The organism is Cupriavidus sp. IDO (assembly GCF_000812465.1).
Taxonomy (GTDB): domain Bacteria; phylum Pseudomonadota; class Gammaproteobacteria; order Burkholderiales; family Burkholderiaceae; genus Cupriavidus.
Map to the genome: position 1 here is coordinate 53,712 of NZ_JWMA01000005.1, position 12,648 is coordinate 66,359.

The window sequence follows — 12,648 nt, forward strand, 5'->3', positions numbered from 1 at the left end:
GGGATGAGCAGACCCTAGTGCACGGTGCCGCCAGGCTTGGGCGACGAATCGCCACCCTCGGCCTCGCCGCCCGGCTCGAACGGCACGTGGCGGCCGTCGCTGGACTGGTAGCCGAGCTGCGCGTCGGCGCCCAGCATCTTCTCCCACGCAATCATGGCCTCGGCCACGGCGTTGGGCTCGCCCTTGAACACCACCACGTCGTTGCCGCAGCTGGGGCACTGGCCGCCAAACACGGCATCGATGCCGCGCAGCCCGGGAACGTCGAGGGCGTCGAATTCGCTGAATGTGGTCTTGCAATGGCCGCAGACCAGTTGCGCGGGGCGCAGGGCCTCGATCTTCGCGCGTGCCTGTTCCGCGCGCTGTTGCGGCGTACCGCGCCGTTTTGCCTCGCCCATGATGTCCTTCCTTTCGTACTGCCTGTTTTGCCCCGGCCATTGCCGGTTGGATGCGAGATTGCCGCAATAGGTGCCCGGCCTGCCTTGTCTGACCGGCACAAGGCGGCATTGTAGACCACCCCATGTCACGCATACCGCGCCCGGCAGGATGGTTTCGCGCCTGCTATTGTGGATAACGGTTGCCTGGCGCCAGCCGCCGCGCTGGCGGGCAGCCGTTCCCGCGCCGCACGAAAGTCGCCCGCCGGGCACTTGAACTGCCCGGCGCATGCCTTGCCGTGCTTGCCACCCACCCCCAAAGGAGGACGCTTCATGATCCGCCCCACCGTGCAGGAAAACGCCGCCCGCTACGCCAATTGCATCGCCGCCTGCCATGCCGCCGCGGCTGCCGCGCTCAAGTGCGCGGCAGCCTGCCTGGAAGAGAACGACGTGCGCAAGATGACGCGCTGCATCGCGCTGGACATGGACTGCGCCGGGATTGCCGAGCTGGCCGCGTCCTATATGCTGCGCAACAGCGAATTCGCGCCGCTGGTATGCGAGGACTGCGCCGAAGTCTGCAAGTGGTGCAAGGAGGAATGCGAGCGGCATGACGCCGAGCATTGCCAGGAATGCGCGCGCGCCTGCGCGGCGTGCATGGAGCAGTGCCTGAAGATGACGGCGTAGCCGCAGTGCAGCATCCGCGCCGGCCGCTCCAGTCAGGCCGGCGCGCCGGGTTCCGCTGGCGCCGCCAGGACTTGAGCATGCCGGGAGAACGGATTGCGGGCCGAAAGCGGGAACTGCCCGTCGTGAGGCGCTATTCTAAAGGGCCGTGCTCCGAATCCGTCCGTGCGGAGCCAGTCGTACAAGTCTCCCCCTTCGCTTTGTTGCACCGGAGTCCGCAAATGTCCGACCCTTCATCCGCCAACACCACCCGCATCGAAAAAGACAGCCTCGGCGACGTGCCGGTGCCCGCCGCGCACCTGTGGGGCGCGCAGACCGAACGCTCCCGCCAGAATTTCCGCATCGGCAACGAAAAGATGCCGCCCGCGCTTATCGAGGCCTTTGCCATCCTCAAGCTGTGCGCGGCGCGCGCCAACCGCGAGCTGGGCGTGCTCAAGCCCGAGCTGGCGCAGGCGATCGAACAGGCCGCCGGAGAAGTGATCGAAGGGCGCTGGCCCGAAGAATTCCCGCTGTCGGTATGGCAGACGGGCTCGGGCACGCAGACCAACATGAACCTCAACGAGGTGATTGCCAACCGGGCCATCCAGCTGCTGGGCGGCGAGGTGGGCAGCAAGAAGCCGGTCCATCCCAACGACCACGTCAACGCCAGCCAGTCGTCCAACGACAGTTTTCCCACGGCAATGCATATCGCCGCCACGCGCGCCATCCAGCAGCAACTGCTGCCCGCGCTTGAACAACTGCAGCAGACCTTCGCGCGCAAGGTGGAAGCCTTCGCCGATATCGTCAAGGTTGGCCGCACCCACCTGCAGGACGCGGTGCCGCTGACCCTGGGCCAGGAGTTCTCCGGCTACATGACCCAGGTGGCCGATGCGCAGTCGCGCCTGCAGCAGGCCATGCTGCGCGCCATGCCGGTGCCGCAGGGCGGTACCGCGGTGGGAACCGGGCTGAACGCGCCGCACGGCTTTGCCGCCGGCTTTGCGCGCGCACTGGCCGACTACACCGGGCTGCCGTTCGAGCCCGCCCCCAACCGGTATGCGCTGCAGGCCGCCCACGACGCCCTGGCCGACCTGTCCGGCGCGCTGAATACCACCGCCTCGTCCTTCCTGAAGATCGCGCGCGATTTCATGCTGCTCGGCTCCGGCCCCCGCGCGGGCTTTGCCGAGCTGCAGCTGCCGGCCAACGAGCCGGGCTCGTCGATCATGCCGGGCAAGGTCAATCCGACGCAAGCCGAAGCGCTGGCGATGGTGTGCTGCCGCGTGATCGGCAACCACACCACGGTCACGCTGGCCAATGCGCTCGGCACGCTCGAACTCAATGCGTACAAGCCCGTGATCGTCTACAGCCTGCTGCAGTCCGTGACGCTGCTGGCCGATGCGGCATCCAGCTTTGCCGAGCATATGGTCGAAGGCCTGGAAGCGGACCAGGACCGCATTGCCGAGCTGCTGGCGCGCTCGCTGATGCCGGTGACGGCGCTCAATCCGCACATCGGCTACGACAAGGCCGCCGAGATCGCCAAGCTGGCGGTCAAGCGCAACCTGTCGCTGCGCGAGGCGTCGATCGCCTCGGGGCATGTGACGGAGGAGCAGTTCGATGCGTGGATTGATCTGAAGGGGATGACGAAGGAGGTGTGAGCGCCTGGACGGCCAATGACAATGGCGACGTTGCGCGGCCGCTTGCCGATCAGGGCACCAACAGCTTCGCAAAGCTCAGCTCATGGCCATCAGGATCGCTGATATGGAAATAGCGCTCCCCCCATTCGGCATCGCGCGGTGCAGCCTCCGGGTGCAGCCCGCGTTCGAGCGCCCGATCGTAGACGGCGTCGACATCCTCGACATGGAAAATCACGCGCCCCCACCATGACCATTGCCGGGTAGCAGGCTGCGCAATCAGGTTGAGATATCCCTTGCCCGCGTGGAAACTGGTGAACTCCGCGTCAGCGCCGCCATAGCGGATCTGGAACCCTAGCGCCTGGTAGAAGGCGACGGCTCGTGACATGTCGTGGGTGGCGAGCGTTATGGCGTCGATCGACGTAATCATCGGCATGGCATGTCCGCGGTTCACCAGTCTACATCCCGATTTGCACCGGAATCCGCCGCCGCCCGAACTGGCGCTCGAAATGCCCGAAGCGTCCGGCAATCGGCGCAAAGCATTCAGGGCAGGTTCCCGCCGGAGTCAGGCGATAGCCTTCGATCGCGTGCCAGTCGCGCACGATGAGCGGTGCCCGGCATGAGGGGCAATAGGTGGTGTCACCGGCGGTGTCGTGGACGTTGCCGGTGTACACATAGCGCAGTCCCTCCGCCAGGGCGATCTTGCGCGCATGCGTAAGCGTCGAGCATGGCGTCGGTGGCACGTCGCGCATCTTGTAGTCAGGGTGGAATCCCGTGAAGTGCAGCGGCACATCGGTGCCCAGTTCCGTAGCAATCCATTGCGACTCGGCGCGGATCTCGTCATCGCTGTCGTTCTTGCCGGGTATGAGCAGCGTGGTGATCTCGAACCAGACATCGGTTTCGTGCTTCAGGTACTGCAGCGTTTCGAGCACCGGCTGCAGGTGCGCCCCGGTGTTTGCAAGATAGAACGCGTCGGTGAAGCCTTTCAGGTCGACGTTTGCCGCATCCATCTTCGCGTAGAAATCGCGCCGCGCTTGCGCACCCATATAGCCGGCAGTCACCGCCACCGTCATGATGCCCAGCTCGTGGCAGGCATCGGCGACGTCCATGGCGTATTCGGCGAAGATCACCGGGTCGTTGTAAGTGAACGCCACGCTCCTGCATCCGTGGGACGCGGCGGCTTCGGCAATGGCTTCAGGCATGGCGGCGGCAGCCAGGGTATCCATCTCGCGCGATTTGCTGATGTCCCAGTTCTGGCAGAACTTGCATGCCAGGTTGCAGCCCGCCGTGCCGAACGACAGGACGGCGGTGCCCGGGTAGAAGTGGTTGAGCGGCTTCTTTTCGATGGGATCGATGCAGAAGCCCGATGAGCGGCCATAGGCCGTCAGCAGCATCCGGTCGCCGGCCCGCTGACGCACAAAGCAGGCGCCGCGCTGCTCGTCATGCAGGCGGCAGTGGCGCGGACAAAGGTCGCATTGCATGCGGCCGTCGTCCAGGAAATGCCAGTAGCGGCCGGGATAGGGCCCAGGATAGGGCGCGTCCTTCATGGTTCAGTCTCTGCACAGGGGCTGGCCGGCACCGGGGTCCGCCCTGGGGGCACCTTAACCCTGGCCTGGGGAAGTCGCCGCGACCTGCCCGGGCTTGCGCAGCATCTTGTCCACATCCGCGGCATGCATTTCTTCGAGCTGGATCAGCTGGCGCGCGTACTCCTCCAGCGCCACCGAGCGGCCCTCCACCAGGCCGAGCAGTTCCCGGTACAGCTCCAGCGCCAGCCTTTCCGCTTCCAGTGATTCGCGCAGGATGGTGGCGATGTCGAAAGTGTGGGTATCGAGCAGCTTTCCGATGCCCAGCGACGGGTAGGCGCCAAGGGCGGTGATCCATTCCCCGGCCTGCTGGGCGTGCAGCAAAGACTCGTTGGCCTGCTCGCGCAGCCAGGACACGATGGGAATGCGGCCGAAGCCGAATACCAGGAACGAATAGTGCGTGTAGCGGACGACGCCGGCGAGTTCGGCTTCAAGTATCCGATTGAGCACGCCGACAACCTTGTCATTCTCGATTTCCGTCATGGCATAACCTCCTGGGGCAGCGGCGCTTCATGAATGGTCCTTGTGTGCCTTGCTGATCACTGATACCGACAGTACATCCAAGTCGAAGAACGGGCTGTCCTGCGGCGGCGGCGGCAACCCCGCGCCCCAACTGGCAATGGCAAGCTTGATGTACTCGGCCATCTGTTCGTCGGAAACGTCCCTGGGTTGGTCGATTATGACGACATAGCGGCGACTGCTCATAACGGGTCCCCATCTGGCGCCCATGACGGGCGTTTAGCGATATACCAGCACCGGAATCTTGCTGTGGGTCAGCACCTTCAGGGTTTCGCTGCCAATCAACAATCCCTTTACACCCCGGCGTCCGTGTGACGCCATGACAATCAGATCACAATTCTTGTCTTCCGCAGTCTTGATGATGGCGTCGTACGGGTGATCGTTGATCTGGCTGCTCGTGTCGCAGGGCACGCCAGCGGCGGCCGCTTCTTGCGCGATGCCCTCGAGGTATCTTGTTGCGTCCTCGAGGACCGCCTCTTCGAACTGCTCCCGGGTGTCGGTCAGCATCTCGGTGTGGTAGGCCGTGACGTGAAAGTCCGGACAGGCGCGCACCGCGGTGATGCTGGCCTGCGTTTCCTGCGCCAGCAACAGCGCCTTGTGAAAGGCTGCCTCGGCCAGAGCGGAGCCGTCTACCGCCACAAGAAGATGCGTGAACATGTCGTCCTCCTTGTCTCTCTCAAACGCCAAGCCGCCAGACGGGGCAACCACCGGTGCGCGCCGGCAGGCAGCCGCTGGACGCTTTGAGGTGCATGCCGGCTGAGTTCAGTATAGGCTTCGATAGTCTGGCACCCGCCGGCGACGGATAGGAGGGCGGACCGAACGGCCTGCCCGGTGCCGGTGCATGAGTCCAGATAATGTCCGCGCCGGAAGGCAAGCCGCGGCATGGCGTACTGATAGCGAATGCTTTTTTGTCAGTCCAACGGAGTGAAAAAAAACCAAGGGAGAAGATCACATGACCACCTACAAAGTCGGCTATCTGATCGGAAGCCTCGCCAAAGGCTCCATTAATCGCACGCTTTCCAAAGCGCTGGTCAAACTCGCACCGCCAGAGCTGGAACTGACAGAGATCCCGTTCCGGGACCTGCCGCTCTACAGCTATGACTATGACGACAACTTCCCCGCCGAGGCCAAGGCTTTCAAGCAGGCAATCGCCGACGTCGACGCCGTGTTGTTCATTACGCCGGAGTACAACCGCTCGATCCCCGGCGGGCTCAAGAACGCCATCGACTGGGCAAGCCGCCCATATGGGAAGAATTCCTTTACGCACAAACCGTCGGCAGTGATCGGCACGTCGCCGGGGGCGATCGGCACTGCCGTTGCGCAGCAGCACCTGCGCGGCCTGCTGAGCTTCTGCAACTCGCCGCAGATGAACGCCCCGGAGGCCTACATACAGTTCAAGCCTGGCCTGATCACCGACGCAGGGGAGGTCACGGACGCTTCGACGGAAGAGTTCCTGCGCCACTACATGTCGGAGTATCACGCCTTTGTGGTCAGGGTCCTGACCGTGCTGCCCAGGCAGACGTAGCGAGAGATGCCGCCGGCGGCTATTCGTCGCAGCGCGCCTTTGCCAGTGATTCCCGGGTGTAACCATGCCGCACGCGCAGCTGGTGCTCGACGGCATCGGCCTGGTCCAGGCAGGCGAACATCAGGTCGTCCTTGACGCGCTGCGGCACGCCTTTCAGCCGCGGTGCTTCATAAGAGATCCGGCGCGCCCGGCAGCGCAGGAACAGCAGCGTCTCGGTGGTCGCCGCGCTGAGCTGCTCCTGGTCGATGCGCCTGCATTCGACCAGGTCCTGCGCAGGCACCTGCCCCGCCACCAGCAGCAGCGGCACGCACAGCCATCGGCCGGTTCGGAGATGCATGGCAGAGCAATCCGCAGGTTCGCCTGATCACCATCATTGTCCAGCCGGACGCGCGGTGCAAGGCGAGGACGAAGGATGCGGTGCAGGTTGCCGTCGCGAACACACTGTCCAGTGGGGTGGACAATTCCCTATCATTCCCCGTGCACGCGTCGGTGCCGCGGCGCACCGCGCGCCACGCGAACCGCCCGGGGGTGTCCACGCCGGCGCGTTCGCGGTACGCTGTGCACACAAAAGCGCCACGGTGCGCGCGACTTCACGCCAGTCCGTCCGCGGGCCCCCTCCCCTCGGACCCTCTCCTTGCCGCCCCTGAACCGGAACCCGGGGGCGTTCCGTCCGGCGCGAGCCGCTCCCTCCGTGGCCAGCGAGAAATCCTGCGGGCGCCCCCGGGCACCGTCCTCCTGACTGCAAATAACTCAAATGACCGATCTCTCTGCTACTCCCGCCCAGGCTGCCGAACCGTCCGGCGAAGAGGTGCGCAAGCGCGTCTTTGCGATTGTCGCCGCCTCATCAGGCAACCTTGTCGAGTGGTTCGACTTCTATGTCTACGCCTTCTGCGCCATCTACTTCGCGCCCTCGTTCTTTCCGAAATCCGACCCCACCGCGCAGCTGCTGAACACCGCTGGCGTATTCGCCGCGGGCTTCCTGATGCGCCCGATCGGCGGCTGGCTGTTCGGCACCCTTGCCGACCGCCACGGCCGCAAGAATTCGATGGTGATCTCGGTGGTGATGATGTGCTTCGGCTCGCTGCTGATCGCCTGCCTGCCGACCTACGGCAGCATCGGCAACTGGGCGCCGGCGCTGCTGCTGGTGGCGCGGCTGCTGCAGGGCCTGTCGGTGGGTGGCGAATACGGTACGACCGCGACCTACATGAGCGAGGTGGCCCTGAAGGGCCGCCGCGGCTTCTTCTCGTCGTTCCAGTATGTGACCCTGATCGGCGGCCAGCTGCTGGCAGTGCTGGTGGTGGTCGTCCTGCAGCAACTGCTCGATGAAGCCGAACTCAAGGCATGGGGCTGGCGCATTCCGTTCGTGATCGGCGCGGCCACGGCGATCGTGGCGATGCTCCTGCGCCGCACGCTGCAGGAGACCTCGTCCGCGGCCACCCGCAACAGCAAGGAAGCCGGCAGCGTGGCGGAGCTCTTCCGCCACCACAAGGCCGCGTTCTTCACCGTGCTTGGCTACACCGCCGGCGGTTCGTTGATCTTCTACACCTTCACCACGTATATGCAGAAGTACCTGGTGAACACGGCCGGCATGTCGATCAAGACCGCCAGCTACGTGATGACCGGTTGCCTGTTCCTCTACATGTGCATGCAGCCCGTGTTGGGCGCGCTGTCGGACCGCATCGGCCGGCGCAACAACATGCTGCTGTTCGGCGCGCTGGGCGCCCTCGCCACGGTGCCGATCCTGACCGCGCTGCGTACGGTTGGCAGCCCGGAAATGGCCTTCGTGCTGATCGCCGTCGCGCTCTCCATTGTCAGCTTCTATACCTCGATCAGCGGCATCGTGAAGGCGGAGATGTTCCCGCCCGAAGTGCGCGCGCTCGGCGTGGGCCTGGCCTACGCGATTGCCAACGCCATCTTCGGCGGGTCGGCGGAGTATGTGGCGCTCGGCCTGAAGTCAATCGGGCACGAAACCACCTTCTACTGGTACGTGACCGCGATGATGGTGATTGCCTTCTTCGTCAGCCTGCGCCTGCCGCGCCAGGCGAAGTACCTGCACCACGACCGCTGAGCGCACTGATGGCAGCCGGGCGGCACGATTGTGCCGTCGGCTGCCCCCGCCTGGCGTGGCAATATACGGGGCCGGGGGCTCCTGTCCGCCCCCTTTCTCCACATCCCCTGCCATGGACCTCAACGCCCTGCGCCTGTTCGTCGATATCGTCGATGCCGGCAATCTCAGTGCTGCCGCGCGCAAGCTCAAGATGACCCGCGCCAACGTCAGCTACCACCTGAAGGCGCTGGAAGAAGAACTGGGCGTGCAGCTGCTGCGGCGTACCACCCGCCACGTGGAGCCCACCCCGGTCGGCGCGGGCCTCTACGAGCACGGCCGCAATATCCTGGGCGAGGTCGCCGCCGCCAACGCGCTCATCAGCAATATGGGCAAGAGCCTGCAGGGCCATGTGCGGCTCTCGGTACCGACCGGCCTCGGGCACACCATGCTGTCGCCGCTGCTGGTGCAGTTCAAGCTGCGCTATCCCGACATCACGCTCGACGTGGTCTTCGACAACCGCATCCACAACCTTGTCTCCGAAGACGTGGAAGTGGCGCTGCGCATCATCTCGACGCCGCCGGATTCCGTGGTCGCCACTGAAATCGGCGAGGTCGACTGGATCGTCTGCGGCACGCCGGCGTACCTGGCGGCGCATCCGGCACCGCGCGAGCTTTCCGGACTGAAGGATCACGCCATCGTCTGCGCATCGCCGGTCGGGCAGAAGCTCAAGGCATCGGGTACGCGCGAACAGGGGCAGCATGCGGCGCGCGAAGTGCGCGAGCAGGTGGTGCTGGAGCCAACGCTCAGCTCGGAGAATTTTGCATTCCTGAAGGACGCGGTGCTCGGCGGCCTGGGCCTGGGCATCTTTCCGCTTTATGCGGTCGGCGCGGAACTCGAAAGCGGCGCGCTGGTGCCGCTGCTGACCGACTACCGCATCAGCGTGTTCGGCAGCCGGCTCTATATGCTGACCATGCCCAACCGCTACCAGACGCTGGCCACGCGCTACCTGGTCACCTTCCTGAAGACCGAACTGCAGGCCGTGTGGCCGCGGCTGCCGGCAACGCCTGCGCCGCGTTAGCTTCGCCGGCGGCGACGCCACGAACTATAGTAGGAACACAAGGATAACCCGTGGCGAATCGCATCGAGAGGGAGCAATCATGGCCCTGGCAAGCACGCTGGCAAACTGCCTGAGTAGCAAGAACGCGCAATACGACATCATCCGTCATCCCTACACCCTCAGCAGCATGGCCACTGCAGAGGCTGCACACGTACCCGGAGACCGCCTGGCCAAGACCCTGTTGCTGGAAGACGAAAGCGGCTACGTGGCCGCTGTGATTCCTTCGAGTCATCACCTGCAGATGGCCGCCATCTGCGAGCAGACCGGCCGCAAGCTGGTACTGGCCCACGAGGATGAAGTCCGCGAAGTCTTCAAGGACTGCGACCTCGGCGCCATCCCGCCCATCGCAATGGCATATGGCATGCAGACCTATGTGGACGACAGCCTGATGAAACAGCCCGACGTCTATTTCGAAGCGGGCGATCACCAGGAACTGGTGCACATGAGCGTGGATCAGTTCTCCGCGCTGATGTCCGATGCTACGCAGGGGCATTTTGCCCGAAGGATGATGTAGGGCAGAGCAGCAGGAAACAGGCCGGCGCTTGCCGGCCTTTTTGCGGGGGGTGTTTCAGCTGGCGGCCCGTCCTGTGATGGGTGGACGGACCTGCCTGATGGGATATCCGGTATTTGAAGCGCCGCCCATTACACCGGCTCACTTCCCCCCGCAATCCATCGAATACCTCCCCACTACCTCACGGCCGTCCCGCAAGACCAAACTCACTTCGCATTTGCCTCCCCGCTGCGCCGTCACGCTCATCGCCGACACCTGGCTCGGCTGCCCTGGCACAACATGCACCGAGCCGCTCTGGGCAATCGATGACGTGCCACCCGGCCCGTTGCTCAGCAGCCTCACGTCGTACTGGAGATCGATCTCCTTCGCGGCCGAGACGTAGGGCGCAATGGTCGTCACGCCGTTGGCGGTGTGAAGATCCAGCCAGGCTTGCAGATGGATGTCGGCATGCATGCTTATGCCTCCCGATGCTCTCCCGCCGGCGGCAATTCATGCGCAGTGTCATCCTTCAACCCCACGCCGGAGCACCCCAGTGCCGCCGCGCCCCGCAACAGGAAGACAAGCCTGCCCGCGGCCTGCTCGTAGGACAGCCCTTCGGGCCGCACGTTCGAAATGCAGTTGCGCTCGGCGTCGGTGCGGCCGACACGCGGCGCATAGGTGAGATAGATGCCAAGGCTGTCCGGCGAACTCAGCCCCGGCCGCTCGCCTATCAGCATGACCACCTGGCGCGCACCGAGCACTTCGCCGATCTCGTCGCCAAGCGCCACGCGTGACTGTTCGGCAATGATCACGGGGCCGACCGACCAGTCCGCCGGCAGGCGTTCGCGCACGCTGCGCAACAGCGGCACGCCATGCGTCTGCGCGGCCAGTGCGGAAAGGCCGTCCGCAATGACGAAGACCACATCGGGCGCCTTGGCCGGCCGTGCCGCGGCAAGGCCCGCGCGGCTGGCGTCGTCGAGCCTGCGGCCAAGGTCCGGGCGGCGCAGGTAGTGCGCGCGGTCCGCCGCCGCGCTGTGCGCCGGCAGGCTGGCAAAGCCGGCATCGGCCAGCGCCGCTTCCACCGCTGCGCGCTCCAGCGGCAGGTGCACGGCATCACGCGCCTGGGCATGGGCAAGGCCGAAGGCAAGCACGGTGTCGGTGGTCTGGCTGTTGCCGGCGCGGCCCAGCGCAATGCGGGCGCGCGTGAACTGGCGCAGCCGTTGCCAGGGATTTTGCTGGACGACGCTGGGCGGGGGCTTGGACATGGCGGTGGCCGTTGAAGTTGTCAGAGCCCGTGGGCCAGTTGCAGCAGGGGCTGGTGCTCGGCGGGTTCGAGCAGGCGGCCGGCCGGGTCGACAATGCCCATGCCCTGCAGCCACGCCTCGAACTCGGGCGCCGGCCGCAGCCCGAGCACGTCGCGCAGGTAGAGCGCGTCATGAAACGAGGTGCTCTGGTAGTTCAGCATGATGTCGTCGGCGCCGGGCACGCCCATGATGAAGTTGATGCCGGCCACGCCGAACAGCGTCAGCAGCGTGTCCATGTCGTCCTGGTCGGCTTCGGCGTGATTGGTGTAGCAGACATCGCAGCCCATCGGCACGCCCATCAGCTTGCCGCAGAAATGGTCTTCCAGCCCGGCGCGGATGATCTGCTTGCCGTCGTAGAGGTACTCCGGCCCGATAAAGCCCACCACGGTATTCACCAGCAGCGGCGAGAACGCGCGCGCCACCGCATAGGCGCGGGCCTCCATGGTCTGCTGGTCGACGCCGTGATGCGCGTTGGCCGACAGCGCGCTGCCCTGCCCGGTCTCGAAGTACATCAGGTTGTCGCCCACGGTGCCGCGCCCGAGGCTCTGCGCGGCGTCGTGCGCCTCGGCCAGCAGCGCGAGGCTGATGCCGAAGGCCGCATTGGCCTGCTCGCTGCCGGCCACGGACTGGAACACCAGATCCACCGGCGCGCCCTGTGCGATGGCGCGCAGCGTATTGGTGACGTGGGTCAGCACGCAGGACTGGGTGGGGATGTCAAAGCGGCAGCGCAGGTCATCGATCATCCGCAGCAGCGAGACGATGGCGCCGAGGTTGTCCGAAGCGGGATTGACGCCGATGGTGGCGTCGCCGCAGCCATACAGCAGGCCGTCGATCATCGACGCAGCAATCCCCCGGGGATCGTCGGTCGGGTGGTTGGGCTGCAGCCGGACCGACAGCCGTCCGGGCAGCCCGATGGTATTGCGAAAGCGCGTGACCACCTGGCACTTGCGCGCCACGGCCACCAGGTCCTGGTTGCGCATCAGCTTGCTGACCGCCGCCGCCATCTCCGGCGTGATGCCCGGCGCCACGCGCGCGAGCACCGCGGCGTCGGTCTCGCCGAGCAGCAGCCAGTTGCGGAAGTCGCCCACGGTCAGCGACGCGATCCCGGCAAACGCGCGTGCGTCGTGCCGGTCAAGGATCAGGCGCGTGACCTCGTCGCTTTCGTAGGGGACCAGCGCCTCGCTCAGGAAGTGCGGCAGCGGCACCTCGGCCAGCGCCATGCGCGCTGCCATGCGTTCTTCCTCGCTGGCGGCGGCGATGCCGGCCAGGTAGTCGCCCGAGCGGGCCGGGCTGGCCTTGGCGAGCAGCGTGCGCAGGTCGGCAAAGACATGCCGGTGCGCGCCGACGGTATGGGTAAATGCCATGCGTCCGGGCTCCGTGCTTGAACCGCAATGAGAGGCACCA

16 protein-coding genes are annotated in these 12,648 nt (G+C 65.5%); 6 read left to right on the plus strand and 10 right to left on the minus strand.

Annotated features, from left to right (window positions below; translation table 11 throughout):
- Positions 1 to 14: 14 nt before the first annotated feature.
- A complete protein-coding gene (locus RM96_RS01625) occupies positions 15 to 395 on the minus strand; it encodes a hypothetical protein (protein WP_039006985.1) in 381 nt (126 codons plus the stop codon).
- A 309-nt stretch (positions 396 to 704) separates the two neighbouring features.
- Between RM96_RS01625 and RM96_RS01630 the strand changes: the two genes are divergently transcribed.
- Together RM96_RS01630 and fumC are read left to right on the plus strand one after the other, a co-directional pair.
- A complete protein-coding gene (locus RM96_RS01630) occupies positions 705 to 1,055 on the plus strand; it encodes a four-helix bundle copper-binding protein (protein ID WP_039006987.1) in 351 nt (116 codons plus the stop codon).
- 218 nt (positions 1,056 to 1,273) lie between these two features.
- Complete coding sequence (gene fumC, locus RM96_RS01635) at positions 1,274 to 2,683, plus strand: class II fumarate hydratase (RefSeq protein ID WP_039006989.1); 1,410 nt, start codon at positions 1,274 to 1,276, stop codon at positions 2,681 to 2,683.
- A 49-nt stretch (positions 2,684 to 2,732) separates the two neighbouring features.
- Here the strand turns inward: fumC and RM96_RS01640 are convergent, their stop codons facing one another.
- The 5 genes from RM96_RS01640 to RM96_RS01660 are packed head-to-tail and all read right to left on the minus strand — an operon-like array spanning position 2,733 to position 5,418.
- Positions 2,733 to 3,095 (minus strand): VOC family protein, encoded by a 363-nt coding sequence (locus RM96_RS01640; protein WP_238587031.1) that lies wholly within the window; start codon positions 3,093 to 3,095, stop codon positions 2,733 to 2,735.
- A gap of 22 nt (positions 3,096 to 3,117) precedes the next feature.
- Positions 3,118 to 4,206 (minus strand): AmmeMemoRadiSam system radical SAM enzyme, encoded by a 1,089-nt coding sequence (gene amrS / locus RM96_RS01645; protein WP_039006991.1) that lies wholly within the window; start codon positions 4,204 to 4,206, stop codon positions 3,118 to 3,120.
- 54 nt (positions 4,207 to 4,260) lie between these two features.
- Positions 4,261 to 4,725 (minus strand): ferritin-like domain-containing protein, encoded by a 465-nt coding sequence (locus tag RM96_RS01650; RefSeq protein WP_039006992.1) that lies wholly within the window; start codon positions 4,723 to 4,725, stop codon positions 4,261 to 4,263.
- A 27-nt stretch (positions 4,726 to 4,752) separates the two neighbouring features.
- Positions 4,753 to 4,947 (minus strand): hypothetical protein, encoded by a 195-nt coding sequence (locus RM96_RS01655; protein ID WP_039007067.1) that lies wholly within the window; start codon positions 4,945 to 4,947, stop codon positions 4,753 to 4,755.
- Between the two features lie 33 nt (positions 4,948 to 4,980).
- Positions 4,981 to 5,418: a universal stress protein gene (locus RM96_RS01660; RefSeq protein ID WP_039006995.1), complete on the minus strand. Its 438-nt coding sequence runs from the start codon at positions 5,416 to 5,418 to the stop codon at positions 4,981 to 4,983.
- A 295-nt stretch (positions 5,419 to 5,713) separates the two neighbouring features.
- On the opposite strand from RM96_RS01660, the gene RM96_RS01665 reads away from it, so the two are divergent.
- On the plus strand, positions 5,714 to 6,286 hold the full coding sequence (locus tag RM96_RS01665; RefSeq protein ID WP_039006996.1) for an NADPH-dependent FMN reductase: 573 nt from the start codon (positions 5,714 to 5,716) through the stop codon (positions 6,284 to 6,286).
- Positions 6,287 to 6,305: 19 nt separating this feature from the next.
- Here the strand turns inward: RM96_RS01665 and RM96_RS01670 are convergent, their stop codons facing one another.
- Positions 6,306 to 6,623, minus strand: a complete 318-nt coding sequence (locus RM96_RS01670; RefSeq protein WP_039006999.1) for a hypothetical protein — start codon at positions 6,621 to 6,623, stop codon at positions 6,306 to 6,308.
- A 417-nt stretch (positions 6,624 to 7,040) separates the two neighbouring features.
- On the opposite strand from RM96_RS01670, the gene RM96_RS01675 reads away from it, so the two are divergent.
- The 3 genes from RM96_RS01675 to RM96_RS01685 all read left to right on the plus strand — a co-directional run bounded on the left by RM96_RS01675 (position 7,041) and on the right by RM96_RS01685 (position 9,964).
- The gene (locus RM96_RS01675; protein ID WP_039007001.1) at positions 7,041 to 8,354 is read left to right on the plus strand and encodes an MFS family transporter; all 1,314 of its coding nucleotides are present in this window, start codon (positions 7,041 to 7,043) and stop codon (positions 8,352 to 8,354) included.
- 112 nt (positions 8,355 to 8,466) lie between these two features.
- Positions 8,467 to 9,411, plus strand: a complete 945-nt coding sequence (locus RM96_RS01680; RefSeq protein ID WP_039007003.1) for a LysR family transcriptional regulator — start codon at positions 8,467 to 8,469, stop codon at positions 9,409 to 9,411.
- A gap of 79 nt (positions 9,412 to 9,490) precedes the next feature.
- Positions 9,491 to 9,964, plus strand: coding sequence for an aminoacyl-tRNA deacylase (locus tag RM96_RS01685; protein WP_039007005.1), 474 nt, complete (start codon positions 9,491 to 9,493; stop codon positions 9,962 to 9,964).
- Positions 9,965 to 10,102: 138 nt separating this feature from the next.
- Here the strand turns inward: RM96_RS01685 and csgH are convergent, their stop codons facing one another.
- The 3 genes from csgH to RM96_RS01700 are packed head-to-tail and all read right to left on the minus strand — an operon-like array spanning position 10,103 to position 12,608.
- On the minus strand, positions 10,103 to 10,414 hold the full coding sequence (csgH, locus tag RM96_RS01690) for a curli-like amyloid fiber formation chaperone CsgH (RefSeq protein WP_039007007.1): 312 nt from the start codon (positions 10,412 to 10,414) through the stop codon (positions 10,103 to 10,105).
- 2 nt (positions 10,415 to 10,416) lie between these two features.
- Entirely contained in the window at positions 10,417 to 11,205 is a 789-nt protein-coding gene (gene eutC / locus RM96_RS01695) for an ethanolamine ammonia-lyase subunit EutC (RefSeq protein ID WP_039007010.1), read from the minus strand.
- A 20-nt stretch (positions 11,206 to 11,225) separates the two neighbouring features.
- The gene (locus RM96_RS01700; RefSeq protein WP_039007013.1) at positions 11,226 to 12,608 is read right to left on the minus strand and encodes an ethanolamine ammonia-lyase subunit EutB; all 1,383 of its coding nucleotides are present in this window, start codon (positions 12,606 to 12,608) and stop codon (positions 11,226 to 11,228) included.
- Positions 12,609 to 12,648: the final 40 nt, after the last annotated feature.